At 49.5% G+C, this 18,294-nt stretch carries 14 protein-coding genes and 2 tRNA genes; 9 read left to right on the forward strand and 7 right to left on the reverse strand.

From position 1 onward, the window contains the following. Positions 1-650 (forward strand): metallophosphoesterase family protein (locus tag PKX57_RS04345; protein ID WP_472416158.1); only part of this gene is annotated, 650 nt, incomplete at its 5' end. Between the two features lie 47 nt (positions 651-697). On the opposite strand, the gene PKX57_RS04350 is transcribed toward PKX57_RS04345, so the two are convergent. Next, entirely contained in the window at positions 698-1,951 is a 1,254-nt protein-coding gene (locus tag PKX57_RS04350; protein ID WP_470745712.1) for a Glu/Leu/Phe/Val family dehydrogenase, read from the reverse strand. A gap of 192 nt (positions 1,952-2,143) precedes the next feature. After that, positions 2,144-2,218: transfer RNA gene (locus tag PKX57_RS04355), tRNA-Arg, on the reverse strand. Between the two features lie 122 nt (positions 2,219-2,340). On the opposite strand from PKX57_RS04355, the gene PKX57_RS04360 reads away from it, so the two are divergent. Both PKX57_RS04360 and PKX57_RS04365 read left to right on the forward strand, forming a co-directional pair. Beyond that, complete coding sequence (locus PKX57_RS04360; RefSeq protein WP_214049289.1) at positions 2,341-3,198, forward strand: pseudouridine-5'-phosphate glycosidase; 858 nt, start codon at positions 2,341-2,343, stop codon at positions 3,196-3,198. Further along, positions 3,195-4,646, forward strand: coding sequence for an amidohydrolase (locus PKX57_RS04365; RefSeq protein WP_472416160.1), 1,452 nt, complete (start codon positions 3,195-3,197; stop codon positions 4,644-4,646). The genes PKX57_RS04360 and PKX57_RS04365 overlap by 4 nt, the downstream gene beginning before the upstream one ends. A 116-nt stretch (positions 4,647-4,762) precedes the next feature. On the opposite strand, the gene PKX57_RS04370 is transcribed toward PKX57_RS04365, so the two are convergent. After that, positions 4,763-4,840 (reverse strand) — tRNA-Ile (locus PKX57_RS04370). Between the two features lie 62 nt (positions 4,841-4,902). Here PKX57_RS04370 and PKX57_RS04375 point away from each other — a divergent pair. Then, a complete protein-coding gene (locus tag PKX57_RS04375; RefSeq protein WP_169699539.1) occupies positions 4,903-5,076 on the forward strand; it encodes a hypothetical protein in 174 nt (57 codons plus the stop codon). 18 nt (positions 5,077-5,094) lie between these two features. On the opposite strand, the gene mnmG is transcribed toward PKX57_RS04375, so the two are convergent. Then, on the reverse strand, positions 5,095-6,975 hold the full coding sequence (gene mnmG / locus PKX57_RS04380; RefSeq protein WP_472416162.1) for a tRNA uridine-5-carboxymethylaminomethyl(34) synthesis enzyme MnmG: 1,881 nt from the start codon (positions 6,973-6,975) through the stop codon (positions 5,095-5,097). Positions 6,976-7,023: 48 nt separating this feature from the next. Between mnmG and PKX57_RS04385 the strand changes: the two genes are divergently transcribed. From PKX57_RS04385 to PKX57_RS04405, 5 genes are all read left to right on the forward strand, one after another. Further along, positions 7,024-8,418, forward strand: coding sequence for a pyruvate carboxylase subunit B (locus tag PKX57_RS04385; RefSeq protein ID WP_472416164.1), 1,395 nt, complete (start codon positions 7,024-7,026; stop codon positions 8,416-8,418). Between the two features lie 209 nt (positions 8,419-8,627). Then, complete coding sequence (locus PKX57_RS04390) at positions 8,628-9,818, forward strand: sugar ABC transporter substrate-binding protein (RefSeq protein ID WP_472416166.1); 1,191 nt, start codon at positions 8,628-8,630, stop codon at positions 9,816-9,818. A gap of 88 nt (positions 9,819-9,906) precedes the next feature. Further along, complete coding sequence (locus PKX57_RS04395) at positions 9,907-11,649, forward strand: ABC transporter permease subunit (protein WP_213921544.1); 1,743 nt, start codon at positions 9,907-9,909, stop codon at positions 11,647-11,649. Beyond that, the gene (locus tag PKX57_RS04400) at positions 11,649-14,420 is read left to right on the forward strand and encodes a sugar ABC transporter permease (RefSeq protein ID WP_472416168.1); all 2,772 of its coding nucleotides are present in this window, start codon (positions 11,649-11,651) and stop codon (positions 14,418-14,420) included. The genes PKX57_RS04395 and PKX57_RS04400 overlap by 1 nt, the downstream gene beginning before the upstream one ends. 47 nt (positions 14,421-14,467) lie before the next feature. Further along, on the forward strand, positions 14,468-15,652 hold the full coding sequence (locus tag PKX57_RS04405) for an alkaline phosphatase family protein (RefSeq protein ID WP_472416170.1): 1,185 nt from the start codon (positions 14,468-14,470) through the stop codon (positions 15,650-15,652). Here PKX57_RS04405 and tsaB read toward each other — a convergent pair. From tsaB to dnaJ, 3 genes are read right to left on the reverse strand one after another with little or no spacing between them, the layout of a single operon-like run. Continuing rightward, positions 15,649-16,299 carry a tRNA (adenosine(37)-N6)-threonylcarbamoyltransferase complex dimerization subunit type 1 TsaB gene (gene tsaB / locus PKX57_RS04410; protein ID WP_213921547.1) on the reverse strand — a complete coding sequence of 217 codons (651 nt, stop codon included), beginning with the start codon at positions 16,297-16,299 and terminating at the stop codon, positions 15,649-15,651. The two genes, PKX57_RS04405 and tsaB, sit on opposite strands and share 4 nt — an antisense overlap. Positions 16,300-16,306: 7 nt before the next feature. Next, positions 16,307-17,170 (reverse strand): YitT family protein, encoded by an 864-nt coding sequence (locus tag PKX57_RS04415; RefSeq protein ID WP_472416172.1) that lies wholly within the window; start codon positions 17,168-17,170, stop codon positions 16,307-16,309. Beyond that, positions 17,167-18,294, reverse strand: a complete 1,128-nt coding sequence (gene dnaJ, locus PKX57_RS04420; RefSeq protein ID WP_472416173.1) for a molecular chaperone DnaJ — start codon at positions 18,292-18,294, stop codon at positions 17,167-17,169. Before dnaJ ends, PKX57_RS04415 begins: the two co-directional genes overlap by 4 nt.

Below are 18,294 nucleotides of genomic sequence, written 5' to 3' on the forward strand. Positions count from 1 at the left end.
CTCTGGCAACTGCTGATGAGGAGCATGCTGGGTTGACCTATGCTGTAGGAGACATCCACGGTTGCCTCGACGTTTTGAGAAGACTTGTACAGTCTCTGGAGGCAAAGAGTTCCGATGTCTTCGTTTTTATCGGTGACTACGTTGACAGAGGGCCCGATTCGAAAGGTGTCATCGACTATCTGATAGCCCTTTCGGAAAGATACGAATGTCATTTCATTAGAGGCAACCATGAACAGATGTTTCTTGATTATCTAAGGCGAGAACCGGGTGCAATGATCTGGGCATACAACGGTATGGAGAGAACCTTAATGAGTTATGGAAGTTTGAGGGCCGTTCCCGACTGTCACATCGATTTTCTCAACAGAACTGTCTACAGCTACACGATAAAGAAGTTCGTTTTTGTTCATGCCGGTGTCAGGCCGGGGATACCGCTCGAAGAGCAAGAAGAGCGAGACTTGCTGTGGATTAGAGAGCCTTTTCTAAGCAATCGCAACCCGATCAAGGGTAAGACAGTAATCTTCGGACACACACCACAATTCGGCGGGCCGTTGATCGAAAAAAGTAAAATAGGAATAGACACCGGCTGTGTCTATGGAGGTTACCTTACGGCGTACAGGATCGAAGATAGACACTGGGTGTGCGAGAAATGAAAACGGGCGGAAGGTCTTCCGCCCGTTTTTCTTGATGGATCGATATATCAGGGGTAGATGCCTCTCAGTTTAGTCGCGAGTGCAACTTTCTCTATAGCATCTACGTAGGCTGCAGACCTCATATCGATGTCGTACTTGTTCGCCGTTGAGGCTACGGAGTTGAAGGCTTCCTTCATGATCTTGTGGAGAGCCCTTCTCACATCTTCGATATCCCAGAAGTAATGCTGCAGACCCTGGACCCATTCGAAGTAAGAGACTGTGACTCCACCGGCGTTTGCAAGGAAATCCGGAACGATGAAGATGTTCTTGGAGAGTATTATTTCATCCGCTTCGGGCGTTATCGGGCCGTTGGCTCCTTCGACTATTATCTTGGCCTTGATATCGCCGGCATTATTCGCCGTTATGGCGTTTTCGAGTGCCGCGGGGACGAGAATATCGACATCCAGAGTCAACAGATCGTTGTTGCTGATTTTCTGACCCTTTGGATAACCTTCGATGACACCCTTGTTCTGGTCTCTGTAGGCTATCACTTCATCGATATCAAAACCGGCAGGATTGTACAGACCACCGGAAACGTCGCTAAGGGCAACCACTTTAGAGCCTATCTCTTCGCTTATCAGTTTCGCCGCGAAAGAACCGACGTTTCCGAAACCCTGAACCGCGAAGGTGGCGTTTTTCGGATCCATGCCCTTGTACTTTGCAGCCTCTTCGGCGATGACTCTGACTCCTCTTCCAGTAGCTTCCGGTCTTCCCTTCGAACCGCCAATTTCCAGCGGTTTACCGGTGACTATGCCGAGAACGGAGTGGCCAACGTTCATCGAATAAGTGTCCATGTACCAGGACATTATCTGTGCGTTGGTGTTAACGTCCGGTGCGGGTATATCCTCGTTCTCTCCAATGATTATCTGTATCTCCGAAAAGTAGCGTCTGGAAAGCCTTTCCAATTCACCCATCGAGAGTTCCTGAGGATTTACGCAGACTCCACCCTTGCCTCCGCCGTAAGGAATACCGACTACGGCACACTTCCAGGTCATCCAAAAAGCCAGTGCCTTTACTTCGTCCAGGGTGACGTTTTGATGGTATCTGATTCCGCCCTTCGCCGGACCTCTTGCAACGTTGTGCTGAACTCTATGGCCGGTGAATACTTTTATCTCGCCGTTATCCATTCTCACCGGGAAATTCACCGTGAGTTCCCGCTTCGTTGAAGTGAGAACCTGTCGCATACTGCTGCTCAGTTTCATTACATCAGCAGCTTTGTTGAACTGCTTCAGTGCATTTTCAAACAAACTTATCTCGGCCACGAAAATACCTCCTGCTCCTTGTTTTTGGTGTCATACCATTTGAATTTTATGATTATATTCAGAGCTTCACAAATCCACGTACGGTCAAAAGGAGACGCTTAAAGTCAATTAAAGACTCCTATGTGTTCTTTTCAAGGCGAGTTTTCTCTATGCTAGCAACTATCAAAAAAAAGCGAGGAGAAAACCTCGCTCTGGTACCCCCAGAAGGAATCGAACCTTCATCTGCGGATTAGGAATCCGCCATTCTATCCGTTGAACTATAGGGGCGCAACGTGGAGATTATAGCATCACGTTCAAGCCTTTTCAACAGCTTCTCTGCTACAATTGGAAAGTGCTGATCTAGATTGATCGACGGGATTTTGTACAGATCCAGAGAGAGGTGGACACATTTGGAAAGAATTGTGGCTCTTGAATCTACGGTTATCGCTCACGGACTTCCCTTTCCCGAGAACGTCAACACCGCACTCGAAATGGAAAGAGCGGTGAGAGAGAATGGAGGTCTGCCAAAAACCATAGGCATAATCGATGGAGATGTAAGGATCGGTCTTCAAAAAGAAGAGATACTTTCACTCGCGAAAGCGAGCGACGTGATGAAGGTCGGGACGGCCGAGGTAGCCTACGCGACGGCACTCAAGAGAAAGGCCGCGACGACAGTCAGCGCGACTATGTTTCTGGCAAGACTTCACGGTATCTCCGTCTTCTCCACCGGAGGGATAGGTGGTGTACACAGAGATATCGACTGGGATGTTTCACAGGATATCATCGAGCTGTCCAGAAACGATATCATAGTTGTATCGGCGGGTGTCAAGAGCATCCTCGATGTTCAAAAGACCCTGGAGTTTCTAGAGACGTTTCAGGTGACGGTTCTGGGCTACAGAACCGACTATTTTCCGCTTTTCCATTGTAGAGACAGTCAGTACAAGCTCAATCTACGGGTGGACTCACCAGAAGAAGTGGTGGAAGTTCTGAAGGAGAAGAGGCGTCTTGGAATAAAAGGCGGAATTCTGGTCGCCAATCCGATACCCGAAGAGTCGGCAATAGGTTTGGACGAAATCAACCACCTGGTCGATCAGGCCGTGTCCTTGGCCAGAAAAGAGGGGGTAGGCGGCAAGGCCCTGACTCCCTACCTTTTGAGCAAAATCGGTTTTCTCTCGGATGGAAAAACTCTCCGTGCAAATATATCCCTTCTGATAAACAACGCCGCTCTCGGCGGGAAAATAGCGGCCTCTCAGGCGTGGGTCGTATGAATTATATACTTAAGAATTCACGGGTCTATTCCGTTGATACTGGTGAGTTTAGCGACAGGGATCTGTACATAACCGACGGTAGAATTTCAGATAGAGCCGGTCCGGAATCCCTAACCATGGACCTGTCCGGTAAATTCATATATCCGGGATTCGTTGATTCTCACGCTCACCTGATCGGGACGGGGCTGGAGAAGATGGCAGTTGATCTGCGAAATTGCAGATCGATGGAGGATCTTCGCTCGCGGCTGCAGATAGAAAGTCATCTCGTCAGGGCCAGAGGCTGGGATCAGGAGACTCTGGGCTTTTTACCGGAACGTCGGATTCTGGACAGGATCACTTCGCAGCCGGCCGTTCTCGTCAGAAGATGCGGTCATGTGGCCACTGTCAACTCGGCGGTCATAGATCGTTTCTCGCTCGAAGCGCTGGACGGTCTGGATGAAACCGATATCGAGACTGGTGTGATCAAGGAAAGGGCACTCGAAAGATTGAACTCGATTGTGAAGTTAGCCCCCGAAGAGGTCGAGGAGGCCATACGCAGGGGAAGCGTGGAGTTTCTGAAGTACGGAGTAACCTGTGTTCACAGTGATGATCTTCATGGTATGGAACTTGAGACGCTGGTTGAGAGTTTGAAGCGAATAGACAACATAAGAGTATTCGAAAAGATAGCCGTGGAAAGACCTGATCAGCTTTCGATGGTCAGTATGGCCAGAAACGGAGAAACGAGGTTTTTCAAAGTTATCGCCGCGAAGATATATCTGGACGGCTCTCTCGGAGCAAGGACAGCGGCTATGAAAGAACCGTATTCCGATTCGCCCCGTGAAACTGGTGTCCTATACATGGATTGCGAAACTCTGAAAAGTATCGTCGAAAGGGCCGACCGTGAAGGAATTCAACTATGTATCCATGTTATCGGCGATAGATCGCTGGAAGAAGCGTTGAAAGCCTTTCACGGTTCTAGAGCCCTTGAATTGAAGCACCGACTGATACACGTACAGATAGCATCTCCGGAAGAGATCCACAGAATCGCCGACCTGGGATTGACGGCTTCGATTCAGCCGGTTTTCTTCGATTCCGACGCACATATCGCTCCCGGCCGTTTTGGAGAGGCACGGATAAAAAATGCTTACCCTTTCAGACGAATGAGGGACGCGGGAATCAGAATGGCTCTTTCGACCGATTCGCCAGTTGAAAGTCCTTCTGTACTGCCGAATCTGGTATCGGCCGATAGATTCTTTCAAAGAAGAGACTCGCTGGAGATGTACACAAAGGCCGGTTACTGTCTGGCAAACAGGGAGGAGAGGGGCTCTCTACTTCCCGGCGACGAGGCAGATTTCTTTGTTTCTTCCGTGAATCTTCTGGATGGCATGGGGGAGGCGGAATCGGAAATAACCTTCGTAGATGGAAAAATAGTTTACCATACTGCAAATCGGCAATTGTACACAAAATAAGATTCGGGGTGGTCTCTTCAGAGTTTCGTTAAAGTTAAATTAAAGAAAACTATCTTGAATAATCCCGATGAAACTGCTAGAATTATAATGAAAAAAGGCGGCTTAATGCCGCCCTCTGGTGGGCTCGGGTGGAGTCGAACCACCGACCGCCCGGTTATGAGCCGGAAGCTCTAACCAAACTGAGCTACGAGCCCGAACACAGAATTGATTATAATATCCCTCTTGGCTTATGTCAAGGGGTTCAGGAGATGATCATATGCTTGATAGCAGTCTTGCAGGACTTCAGACATCTATTGATCCCGTTCAAGAAATGACAATCAGGTATCCCAGAATCCTTGTCATAAAGGCAGCATTCGCTCTTCTCAAAGATGGAAAGTCTATTGAACATAGAGATCTTGAGAAAACTCTGCAGTTGTTTCTTTCAAAATGATCGTGTATAGAGCGTCTTTCATTTTTTCATCCTCAGATGAAACGAGAGGTTCATTATATCCGAAGGAGTGATACCGGGTATTCTCATCGCCTGCGCGAGAGATTCCGGAGCCGTTTTTTTGAGTTTTTCCCTTCCCTCGGTCGAGAGATTGGCCACTTCATCGTAGTTCAGGGTTCTAGGAATGGACTCGTTTTCCAGCTCGCCCAGCCTGTTGATCTCCTCTTTCAACCTTTCCACATATCCACCGTACCTGGTTTCTATATCGACCTGTTCGATCAAATCTTGATCCTTAAGTGGCTGAGGATCGAATTCCTCGAGATCGTTGTATCCGATGCCGGCCCTCCTCAGCAGGGAGATGAACTTTACGGTTGTATCGATCGCTGTGCTTCCGGCTTTAACGAGAAGATCGTTGAGTCTTCCCGAAGGTTTTATAGAAATTTTCGAGAGTCTGTCGATCTGCTTCGCGACTTCTTCCTTCAATCTGCAAATCTTTTCGAAAAACCATTTCGGTATCAGTCCATACCTGTATCCGTACTCGACCAATCTGAGACTGGCGTTGTCGTGTCTCAACAGGAGTCTGTACTCGGCCCTGGAGGTGAGCAATCTGTAAGGTTCGTCCACTCCCCTGGTGACAAGGTCGTCTATCATGACGCCGATGTAAGCCTCCGATCGCCCCACGATCATTTGCCGGAGACCGAGCAGCTTTGCGGAGGCGTTTATCCCTGCCAGAAGTCCCTGGCCGGCGGCCTCTTCGTAGCCGCTCGTCCCGTTGACCTGACCGGCGAAGTAGAGATTCTCGACAATCTTGCTTTCAAGCGTCGGGTACAGTTGCGTCGGATCTATGTAATCGTATTCTACGGCGTAGGCCGGCCTGACAATCTCGGCCTTTTCAAGACCGGGGATGGTTCTGATCATCTCCAGCTGTGTTTCATAAGGCAGACTCGTGGACAGGCCATTCAGATAATACTCGTTGCTCGAAGCGCTCTCCGGTTCGACAAAGAGTTGATGGCTGTCTTTCGAGGAAAATTTTATTACCTTGTCCTCTATTGACGGACAGTAACGCGGTCCGCGTGAATTTATAAGCTTTACGTCTCCATACAGTGGAGAGAAGTGGAGGTCTCTTTTTATTATTTCGTGGGTCTTATCGTTGGTTCTCGTTAGCCAGCAAGGGTGATTGTTTTCGAGCACAAAGGGCTCGCTGAAGTGTGAAAAGGCCAGCGGAGAGCTTGACGTGTCCTGACGTTCCATCCTTTCGAAATTTATGGACCGGCCGGCGATCCTCGCTGGAGTACCTGTTTTGAAGCGTCTTACGTTGAATCCCAGCTTTATAAGCGAACGGGATAATTCTGTCGCGGGGAACTCTCCGAGTCTTCCGGCCGGAAATTCCCTGGGGCCTATGAAGATCTTCCCTCCCAGGAAGGTCCCGGTGGTGACGATCACAGCTTTAGCCGAGTATTTTAGACCGAAGTGCGTCGTTACGGCGACGATCCGCCCGTTTTCGGCTTCGATGTCCGTAACTATTCCGCTCTGGAGCGATAAATCGTTTTGTTCCTCAAGCTTTCTCTTCATTAGTTTACTGTATTCGTATTTATCTATCTGTGCCCTCAGGGCCCTGACGGCCGCACCTTTGCTTGTATTCAAAACTCTTATGTTCAAAGATGTTTCGTCTGTATTTTTGGCCATCTCTCCACCCAGGGCGTCTATCTCTCTAACGACGACCCCCTTTGCGGGGCCGCCGATGGCGGGGTTGCAGGGTGCCCATCCGACCGTATCGAGATTTATGTTCAGAACCAGTGTTCTCAGACCCATACGGGAGCTTGAAAGTGCCGCCTCTATACCGGCGTGACCGGCTCCGATGACAACTATGTCAAATTCGTAATCTCTTTTATTTGAACACATAACATCACTCCTCTATCATAGTATTGTACACAGAGAGGGGGCATCGATTTGAGAAAAGTCTGTTTCGTTGATACTACGATGCGAGATGCGCATCAATCTTTACTGGCTACGAGGGTTACGACGGGTGAGCTTCTAGAGGTAGCTGCCCTGGTAGATAGAGTGGGTTACCACGCCGTCGAGGTCTGGGGAGGCGCGACCTTTGATTCCTGCGTGAGGTATTTGAACGAGAATCCCTGGGAAAGATTGGACGCTCTGAAGGGTGAGTTCAAGAACACAAAACTCCAGATGCTTCTCAGGGGTCAAAACCTTCTCGGATACAGGAACTACGCGGATGATGTAGTCGATCTCTTCGTCGAAACGATGTCCAGGCACGGCATAGATATCGTCAGGGTCTTCGATGCGCTGAACGACTTCAGAAACCTCGAGAAATCGACTCAGGCCATCAAGAAGTACGACATGCATCTCCAGATAGCCATGTCCTATACCACTAGCCCGGTGCACAGTATCGAGTATTTCGTCGAGCTCTCCGACAGAGCGATCGAATTCGGTGCCGATTCGCTATGTATAAAGGACATGGCGGGCCTTCTAAAACCCGGTACGGCATACGAGCTCGTCTCGGAGATAAAGAAGCGGCATGCCATTCCCCTTGAAGTGCATTCCCATTTCACTACCGGCCTGGCCGACATGACTTACCTCAAGAGTGCGGAGGCCGGAGCCGACTATCTAGACACGGCAACCTCCTCTATGGCCTTCGGCACCTCGCAACCCGGTGTTGAGAGTCTCTGGACGGCACTGGCAGACATCGGGCTGGCAGAAAAGCCGGATTATAGATTGCTGGAAGAGATAAACGGTTACTTTGAAAAGGTTAGGAGAAACCATAAAGGTACCGACGCCGGATTCACCATCAACACTTCCGTGCTTGAAAACCAGATCCCCGGAGGGATGTATTCGAACCTGATAAATCAGCTGAAAGCGCAGAACATGCAGGAAAGATTTCCCGAGGTTCTTGAAGAGGTTCCCAGAGTCAGAGAGGAGCTCGGCTATCCGCCACTGGTTACCCCCACCTCGCAGATCGTCGGTGTTCAGGCGGTTCTCAACGTTATAACAGGCGAGAGGTACAAGATGATAACCAAAGAGGTGGAGAAATATATCAAAGGACTTTACGGCAAACCACCCGCAGATGTCTTCTCCGAATTGAAGAAGAGAGTTCTCGGAGATGGTGAACCCATATCTTTCAGACCGGGCGATGCGATAGAACCGGAGGTGGAGAAGGGCAGGAAAGAACTGGGTCTGCTTGCCAGGAACGACGAGGATCTCTTGATATATCTCCTGCTCGGAGAGGTCGGCAAGAAGTATCTTTACGAGAAGTACAGGGAAGACCTGAAGATAGATTTCGATATTGCCAGGGATTATCAGGACGGTATGACGGTTTATCCAGTTTAAAGTACGGTTTTGAAAGCGAAACAAATGAAACCATATTCGATTTTCTAAAGAAGAGAAAACATACAGTATTTCCACTTATACGCCTCTAATTGCCCGTGGGTAAGATTTTTCTCACTGCCACAGTGTGAACATTAATAATTAGAAGACTGGATTTCTGGTAAAATTTTTGTAAGGCGATACGCCAATAACCACAAAGGAGGTTCTAAAGAATGAAAAAACTCACGGCAGTTCTTATCATTCTGCTTGTAGCTATGTCTTTTGCCAGTGCAAAGCTCGTCATCTGGTCTTCGGAAAATCAGATACCCGCACTCGAAAAACTTGCTGCAGATTTTGAAAGCGACTACGGTATTCAGGTCGAGATACAACAGGTGAATTTCGGCGACATTAAATCGAAGTTTCTAACGGCCGCTCCGGCCGGAGAGGGACCGGACATAATAGTCGGTGCCCACGACTGGGTAGGAGAACTGGCCATCAACGGTCTTATCGAACCGATTCCCTTCCTTCCCGACAGAGAGCAGTATTACGAAGTTGCTCTGGATGCTTTCAATTACGGCGGGAAACTTTACGGAGTTCCATACACGATCGAAGCCATAGCGATCATTTACAACAAAGACCTGGTTTTCGACGTACCCAAAACACTGACAGAGCTAGAACAGCTCGCCCTTGAAGCCAGCGATGACGAAGTGGTCGGCTTTATCTACACAGCCGGAGACTTCTATCACTCGGCTCCCTTCATACTGGGAAGAGGCGGATATATATTCAAGGAAACATCTGCCGGACAGGATGTCAAAGATATCGGCCTTAGCAACCAGGGTGCGGTCGCCGGTGGTAATTTGATTAAGTCCTGGTTCGACAAGGGGCTCATCCCCGGCGGACCGAACTACAACCTCATGGATTCTCTGTTCAAGGATGGACTGGCGGCCTTCATCGTCAACGGTATATGGGCTACACCGAGCTACAGAGACGCCGGAATCGACTATGCTATAATTCCTTTCAGCGAAATTGCCTTCGACGACGGCACCACGCCGAGACCCTTCGTCGGAGTTCAGGGGTTCATGATAAACGCCAAATCTTCGAACAAACTCGAAGCCACAGAATTCGTGGTCAATTACATCGGTAGCTACGAAGGTCAGTACGGTATGTTCCTTGGTGAGAGAAGGGGAACGGCCAGAGCCGACGTATTTGCGTTCATTGAAGCGGGCGCCGGTCCGGAGCTTTACGATGTTCTTCAGTTCTCCAAGAGCGCTTCCGTCGGTACCCCGATGCCGAACGTTCCGGAAATGGCAAGTGTCTGGGGAGCCATGGGTGACGCGCTTGGCCTCATAATCAACGGCCAGGACACCGTGGAAAACGCGTTGAGCGCAGCAGTTGAAAAGATCAAGACCACTATAGGCAATTGATTCTATTCTTATCACATCTCTAAACATGGTTAGGCTGAGCGCGGGGCTATTCCCCGCGCTCTGGTTCTAATTGCCTGGAGGGATTACCTTGAGTGGAAGACGTTTTGCCGCATTTCTCGTTTTTCTGGCTATTTTAGCCATTTTCAACGGTTTCGCGTTGTGGAGTATCTATCTACTCTATGCAGACGGAAATTTCGGCCTGATGGTTACCATGGTGATTCTTACGCTTCTCATAGATTTGATCGCGCTTAATCCTAAAGGATACCCGTACAGATACATGATCCCAGCTATGGTTCTCCTTTTCATTCTCACTCTATACCCCATGTATTACACGTTCAGAACTGCTTTCACCAATTACGGCACCGGGCATCTCTTCACCAGGCAACAGTCTATTCAAAAATTGTTGAGCGACTACTTCTATATTCCTGAAAAACCGCAAGAGTACGAGTTTTCCATATATATACAGCTCAAAGACTACAACCCGACCGATAACTTCATAACTCTACTCCAGTCGAAAGAAAGCGGAGAGCTTTTTGCCGCCCCGAGACCGCAGGCGATAAACAGGGATGCGACTGGAAATATAACTCTTGCCACTGCCAAAATGCTTGAAATCAAGGGTGATACATTTTCGATCGGCGGCGTCAACTATTCACTATCCCGCTCGCCGACGGGGAGTGTCCTGGCTATAAGGTCGGATACAGGGGAGCGTTTCGTCTATTTCTACTCGCCACAGGACCAATCGACAAGACCGAACGCATCCTTTTATTTCAGCGAAATAAGGGGTGTCTGGCTTCGCAACGCCGAGTTCACCGATAGCGAAGGCAACCAGGTAAGACTCTTTCCAAACTCCCTTTACACCACTTTTGCGACAACGGAAAGAAAATACGCTTTGAGAGCCGAAACGGTTTTCTCAGCCGGCAGGGCTATTCAAGAAACGGTTGTGTACAACAGACAGACGGGAAGAAAGCTCGTTGAAGAGGGCGGCTTCTTTTACGATGTCGATGAAAATGGAAACGATATAACCGTAGAAGGCTATATATCGGATGTCGGTTTCTGGAACTTCGTCAGGATGTTCCGTGACCCGAAGATCAGCAAGCCCTTCTTTCAGGTGTTCGGCTGGACTTTCACCTGGGCCGGGCTCAGTGTTTTCTTCTCTTTCACAATCGGTCTGGCTCTTGCAATGACGCTCAACGACCGCAGGTTGAAAGGGAAGAAAATCTACCGAACCCTCATGATCATACCGTGGGCGGTTCCGGCGTTCATATCGGCCCTTGTGTGGAGAAACGGTTTCTTCAACGAGACTTACGGTGTTCTCAACAGATTCATAGTACAGGGGCTTTTCGGTCTGGAACCGATTAAATGGTTAAACGACGCTTTCTGGGCAAAAGTATCCGTTCTCATCGTAAATACCTGGCTGGGTTTCCCGTACATGATGACCGTCAGCCTTGGGGCGCTTCAAAGTATTCCCGAGGAGTTTTACGAAGCATCTTCGATCGATGGCGCAACCCGGTTGCAGAGATTTAAAAAGATCACCTTTCCTCTGCTGATGGTTACGGTGGCTCCTCTGCTGGTCGGGAGTTTCGCCTTCAACTTCAACAACTTCACGGGGATATATCTGGTGACCCAGGGAGGTCCGGCGATCGTGGGCGCATCCACGCCGGCCGGAGCGACGGATATACTGATCTCTTACACTTTCAAGCTGGCCTTTGAGGGGAGAGGTCAGGACTTCGGCTTTGCCAGCGCCATTTCGATCATCATTTTCATAATCGTTGCCGGATTCAGCTGGATTAACTTCAAGCTTTCCGGTTCCTTTGAAGAGGTGAGCAGATAATGGCCGTCGAGAGAAGAATTTACTGGTTGAGACATCTAGTACTTATAGCCGTTGTCGTGATAGTTCTCTTTCCGATGGTATGGCTGGTGAGCACATCTATAAGGCGCGATCAGGCGGCCTTTTCATCGAACCTCTTTTCCAGTAGAGTGACTCTCCAGCATTACAGGAACCTGCTATTACCCGAGAGAAGCGTCGGAAGATTGATTTTGGATTTACAGAGTGCCACCTACGCTACAGGAGATTACCGGGGAAAGAGTCAGGAAGAGCTCAAAAAAAACGTTGAGAGTTACCTGGCCAAATTCGATTCTCTCATGGAAGAAAGCCAGAGAATGGTGTCGAACATCGAATCGGGTATGGCGGAAATAGAGAAAGACGTCGTAAGCAAAGAGAAGCAGATACTCCTCGAGATGAACGAGATAAGAATTAAAGACAAAGAGCTTTTCGAAAACCGTTTGAAACAGATCGGTACTTTTGAAGAGCCCCAGATGGCCTATGCTGTCGGCAGGATTCTCGAGACCACCGTTCCATCTCTGGAAGGAGTTTATCCCTTCTACACCGATCTTCTCGGAGAACGGGCAGCTCCGATAACTGAAGCTATGGAAGGCTACAGGCAGATGTACGAGAGTACACTGAAATACCGCGATGAGACTCTAAAGGCGCTCGTCGGGTTAGAGTTTGAGAACCGTGAAGAAGTGATAACATCACTGAATTCGATAGACAAATACATCTCTCTTTCTTCCGTGGACTACTCCGAGTGGAGGAGGGTGGAATGGTTAAGGGTAATCAACAGGTATTTGCGTGAAGTGGAGAGTTCTCTTCCGGAAATGGAAGCCTCTGTTCTTAATCAGGCGAGAACAAACCTTTACGAATCTTTCAGGGCGGCCGGAGATTCCTGGGAAGCGGTTCTAACATCCAACGGGGAAGTTTCACAGGAGCTCTCATCCCTTGCCGGTGAAGCTTTCGGTTCCGGTTATTATAAATACATCGAAGCAAGCGAGGTTCTTTCAGGCATGGAAAACTCCATAGTGGAACTCAAAAAAACCCTTGCCGTTTCAGAATCTGCCGTTCTGGAACTCGAAGACTCGTTCGAGATAGCTATTCCAACTGTGATATCCGAAACCAGGAAACTGTCGGCCTTGATTCCCCCATTTGAGCTAGTGGCCTCAAAAGGTATCGAAAGCAGCGACCCGGTCTCAGGCGCCAAACTGACAGGCTCGCTAGATGGGGTTCTGTCGGCCAGGGAAACCATAAATCTAGTGAACGGTCAGCTGGCAGGTATGAAGAATGTTGAGGAACTCTCTTCAGAGCTTTCCGATCTTTCATCGAAACTCTCCTGGTTCGTCGATAACAGAGAAGTGCTCATGAAAGCCTCGGGCAACTCTGAGATCTCCAAGGGAGCCGATGTGATCAATATAGCCCTGTCGAATCTTTCGAGAGTCTTGCCGGTTCTCCAGACCAGTGTTTCCGAGTATCTTGAGGTTTCGAAGAGTGCCGAAGAGTCTAAATCCAGGCTGCAGACTCTGGAAGGCGAGAAGGAAAAACTGCTAGATACGATTTCAAATCACGAAGAAGAGGCGAGAAAGGCCGAAGAGTCTTACGTGCATGCACTGGAAGCTATTAACATAAGGTCGGCGATGCTTTACACGGACCGGGAGATCCTCTCGATAGAAGAGGCCAGAAATTACGTTTTGAATTTAACGAACGTTCTGAACAGCTATTTCAATATCAAAGCCCCCGTACGCTACCGGACGCTGGTATGGTACGACGACTTCGCCAAGGCCGACACCGAGGCAAGAGATGGCACCGTTCTGTTGAAAGAGTTGATATCTTCGATGAGAGTGATGAAGGACGATCTCGCTTCGAAGATAGAGAACTATATAGAACTCAGGTTTCTGGGAACATCGATAACGCTCGACGATTTCGGGAAGATGCAGGAAACGTACAACTCTCTCTTCCAGCAGGTCAACGCCAAGTATCAAAGGGCGTCCAGACTGATTTCAGACCTTATAGAAAAACCCACTTCTTATTCCGAATCGTACGCGGCCGAACTCAGAGAAGCGGATAAAGCCCTTTTCAGGGCGAACCAGATCTGGGTTCAGAAAGAGAGCACGTACTTCTATTTTGTCAGATGGCTTCTGAACTCCGTCATAGTGGCGCTGGCCGTTGCACTCATAAGTGTTACGGTCGCTGCTCTGGCCGCGTACCCATTCAGTAGAATGAGATTCCCAGGCAGGAAACAGGGACTTCTGGCACTGCTTCTGGTTCAAATGTTTCCATCGATCATGTTCATGGTTGCCCTGTACGCGTTGCTTCAATTCCTGGGAAGCGTTGTTCCCTTCCTGGGGCTCAACACTCTCGGAGGTTTGATATTCGTGTATTCCGGGGGGATCGCATTCAACATATGGCTCATAAAGGGTTATTACGACACGATATCTAATTCGCTGGAAGAGGCCGCCATGATCGATGGAGCAACGAAATTCCAGGCCTTCACCAAGGTCATTCTACCCCTTGCCAGACCCATTCTGGCGGTGGTTGCGATACTGACCTTCATGAATATTTTCAACGAATATCTCATCGCAAGAATAATCCTTCAGGATATGAACAAATGGACGTATGCCGTCGGCCTCTGGCAGTTTTCCGGTAGGTTTGAAACCAGCTGGGGGCCATTCACAGCGGCCGCCTTGATAGGTGCGGTTCCGATGGTCATTTTCTTCCTGGTTTTGCAGGATTACATAGTCGGAGGCCTCACACAGGGTGGCGTGAAAGAGTAATTCCAACGACGGGGCGGATCTCTCCGCCCCGCTTTTATGGAGGTTTTATGGAACTCGTCTTTCCCGACTACGAAGGAAGTTCGATAGTGAATTTCTCGGCTGGCCTTCTGGAACACTTTATGGCCCAGCGCCCCGATGGTAGCGTTCCCTACTCATTTGAATCCAACAAAATTGACCTTTCAGGATCGGAGAAGGTAGTGGTCTTCGTGATCGATGCGCTAGGGTACTTCAATCTCCTGAGGATAATGGAGGAAAACTCTTTCAGACTCTTCTCCAGAGAGGATATCAGAATACTCACATCGGTCTTTCCCTCGACCACCACGGCGGCGTTGACATCGATATTCACCGCAAACACCCCATCCAGGCACGGTTTTCTTGGGTATCTGTTGAACATACCCGAGTACGGTGGTCTGGTAAACATGATAGAACTGACTCCATACACACAGGACAGAGACAATCTGACCAGACTGGGTTTCGATCCTTTGAAATATATAGAGCGGCAAACCATCTTCGAATCGCTGAAAGAAGCCGGTGTCAGAGGTTACCACCTCACTTCGAAGAGCTTCGTGAACACAGGATTAACCAGAATGCATACCCGCGGCGGGATCGCCAGGGGAGCGCATGGGATTGGAGATATACTCGAGGAACTGAAGATAGTTCTGGATTCTGAGGAAGCCAGCAGTCTCACAATAGTTTACTGGGGCTTGATAGACACCTACGGTCACAGATATGGCCCGGAATCGCTGGCTTATTCGGTCGAAACGACGGCTTTGATCCGCTCCATAGAAGATTTTTTCGATAGGTATGTGGAGCCGGGAACGAGCTTTTTCATCACCGCCGATCACGGCCAGATTCAAACGCCATGGGACAGGGAGATCTGGTGGTCGAAGTTCGATAGATCTTTTGAACACATGTATTCGATGCCCGGTGGTGAACAGAGAATGGCCTATATATACACCAGCGATCGGGAGAAGACGCAGGAGGTTCTTGAGGAGCTTTACGGCGATTCTCTCCTCGTAATTCCTACGGACAGCCTCGACTGGAAGAGGTATTTTGGCGGTGAGATGTCGAACACTCTCAAAAAGAGAGTCGGAGAGCTGATCACCATTTCGAAGGAAGATTACTCTTTCTGTTTCAAATACACCGGCCAGGAACACTCACTAAAAGGCCGTCACGGTGGATTGTCGCCCGAGGAGATGTATGTTCCTCTGATATTTCTCAAAAAGGGCTAAGTCTTTCGGGGATTTCTCCTGTCCCAGTTGAGTTCGGCAACGGACTTTTGAAGATAGACGGGTTCAAGATCGATGCCGGAAAGTATCTTCCCGCTCCTGAAAGCCTCCAGCGCGACCTTTTGCATCGAAGTGGGCGACGGTTCCACGAGGAAGGTTCTATATTCTTTAAAATCCGCAAGTTCCTCGGTTCTTTCCGAACATACTATGGTTGACTTATCTAGCTTCCCTTTAATCTCCGCCGTAGAGCTGAAAAGCGTTTCACCGGGTCTCTTCTTGAGATACGCCCGCCAGTAGAAGTGGCCCTCTCTGCCCTTTCTGCAGATTACGAAGTCATCGAAATCCATCCCTTCGGCCAGCGGACCGAGTGAATTGAAAGGAGCCACGGGGATGTTGTGCGGCAGGGAGAGCCCCTTTATGGTAGACAACCCCACTCTCAGACCGGTCAACGATCCGGGACCGACGCCCGCTCCGAGAAAGTCCAGATCGGCGGGGGAGATCTCCAGTAGATCAAGAGACTGCTTGATAACAACGGCCAGCATGGATCCGTGACGGTCCAGATCTTTCAAAGAAAGGTTGATATCGCCTTTGCCGTTGCTGGCCGAAAGCAGCAGGGTTCTGGATGAGGTATCGACAATCAGATATTTCATACGCAGTTCAATTGAGGTTTTTGAAGCCTTCGCCGAAGACTTCGGAGTTGTTGACCAGAATGACGAAGGCCTTTTTGTCGATGGCTTTGACTATGTGTCTCAACTGGCCAATTTCGCGCCGTCGTAGCGAAACCATCAGTACGGGCCGCTCTTCGCCTGTGAATCCACCTGTGGCTTTGATCATCGTGGTTCCCCTTTCCATCTCGCTTATTATCCTGTCCTTTATCTCGGTGCTGTGTACACTCACTACGAAGGCCGTTCTCGTGTTTCCTATACCCTCGATGATCGCGTCGATAGTTTTGCTGGTCGTGAATATGGTAATTATTCCGTACATGGCAGCTATGGGACCGAAGACGACGATCGCGAAGATAGTTATCAACGAGTCGCTTATGAAGAGCCCGGATCCAGTGCTGAAACTGAAGTACTTTGCCAGTATCATGGCAACGATATCCGTTCCGCCCGTGGAGGCTCCCCTCCAAAGGACCAGTCCCATTCCGACTCCCGCTACCACCCCTCCGTAGATCGCAGCGAGTAGGAAGCCATCCTGAGTGGAAGCGGCGTCCAGATATGGAAAATGTAGCTTCTGCATTATGTCTACGGTCAGCGACATAAGTATCGCGGAGTATATGGACTTTATTCCGAAGCCGATTCCGAGAACCACGAAGGCCAGCGCAAACAGGAAAATGTTGTAAACCAGCATTTGGGCGCCAACCCAGAAACCGAAAATTCTGTAAAGGATTATCGCCAGACCGCTAACCCCGCCGGCGATGATGTTGTTTGGAATCATGAACGAGACGATCGCCACGGACGTCAGAATCGAGCCTATCGTTATAAGCGAATAATCAAGCAGGGTCTTTCTCAGAGCCGTCATTCGACCACCTTGGAGTTTTTCAACTTGGCAATCTGCTGCAACAGCTTCTTTTCTCGGCTTGACGGTTTTCCTATGTTGACCCTCACCGTGACCAGCAGATCCCCGCGTTTGCTACCCGATATGTTCGGGACCCCGAGATTCTTCATTCTGAAGACGGTGCTCGGACTGGTGCCGGCCGGTATTTTAAGAGTCTCGCTACCACCCTCGGGAAGTCCGACGTCAACCGAAGTTCCCAGGGCGGCCTCAACGTAATCTATTTCTTTACTCACGTAGAGATCGTTACCGTTTCTGCGGTATTCGGAAGGCATTTCAACCCTTACGCTCACATAAAGATCGCCCGACGGACCGCCATTTTGACCGGCGTTTCCGTGCCCCCCGATTCTCAAAGTGGAGCCGTTCTCAACACCGGCGGGAATATTGACGCTTACCTGGTGTCTCTCCTTCTGAGTTCCTCTTCCCCCGCAATCGGGGCAGCGTTTGTCGGTTATCTTCCCGCTGCCGCCGCAGGTATTGCAGGCGCGTGTGTTGCTGAAGATACCGAAGAAAGATCGGTGCTCTTCCTTTATATAGCCCGTTCCGTTGCAGTTGGGACAGGTTCTGTAACTGGTGCCGCTCTCCGATCCGTTGCCGTTGCAGCTCTTACAGGTGGTGCTCCTGTCGTACTCAAGGATCACTTTCTTTCCCAGGATTACATCCTTCAGATCCACAACTACCGAAGCGTGTATATCCTCGCCCCTGATGGCGCGTGGCCCCTGAGTTCGCGAAGCTCCGCCAGATCTGTTACTTCCGAAAAAGACGTCGAAGACGTCCTGAAAGTCTCCGAAGATATCGTCGAAGTGACCTCCTTCGGCGCCTGGGGTTCTGCCTGAGCCACGGCTGTAGGCCGAAGGATCTCCTACGTAACCAAAACGATCGAACATGGCTCGTTTCTCTTGATCGGAAAGAACTTCATAGGCTTCCTGTATCTCCTTGAATTTTGCCTCGGCCGATTTTCTATCTTCACCCTTGTAAGCATCGGGGTGCCATTCCTTCACCAGCTTTCTGTAAGCCTTTCTTATATCCTCCGGCGTTGCCGTTCTGGGAACCCCGAGAATCTCGTAATAGTCCTTCCTCGATGGAGCCAT

It is taken from the genome of Mesotoga sp. (assembly GCF_035363035.1).
Classification (GTDB): domain Bacteria; phylum Thermotogota; class Thermotogae; order Petrotogales; family Kosmotogaceae; genus Mesotoga.

Bases quoted from the DNA above. Each gene is read 5' to 3' on its own strand.
- PKX57_RS04365 (WP_472416160.1), top strand. From the start codon at position 3,195: ATGAATTATATACTTAAGAATTCACGGGTCTATTCCGTTGATACTGGT.
- PKX57_RS04375 (WP_169699539.1), top strand. From the start codon at position 4,903: ATGCTTGATAGCAGTCTTGCAGGACTTCAGACATCTATTGATCCCGTT.
- mnmG (WP_472416162.1), bottom strand. From the start codon at position 6,975: ATGTGTTCAAATAAAAGAGATTACGAATTTGACATAGTTGTCATCGGA.
- PKX57_RS04390 (WP_472416166.1), top strand. From the start codon at position 8,628: ATGAAAAAACTCACGGCAGTTCTTATCATTCTGCTTGTAGCTATGTCT.
- PKX57_RS04400 (WP_472416168.1), top strand. From the start codon at position 11,649: ATGGCCGTCGAGAGAAGAATTTACTGGTTGAGACATCTAGTACTTATA.
- PKX57_RS04405 (WP_472416170.1), top strand. From the start codon at position 14,468: ATGGAACTCGTCTTTCCCGACTACGAAGGAAGTTCGATAGTGAATTTC.
- tsaB (WP_213921547.1), bottom strand. From the start codon at position 16,299: ATGAAATATCTGATTGTCGATACCTCATCCAGAACCCTGCTGCTTTCG.
- PKX57_RS04415 (WP_472416172.1), bottom strand. From the start codon at position 17,170: ATGACGGCTCTGAGAAAGACCCTGCTTGATTATTCGCTTATAACGATA.
- dnaJ (WP_472416173.1), bottom strand. From the start codon at position 18,294: ATGGCTCCATCGAGGAAGGACTATTACGAGATTCTCGGGGTTCCCAGA.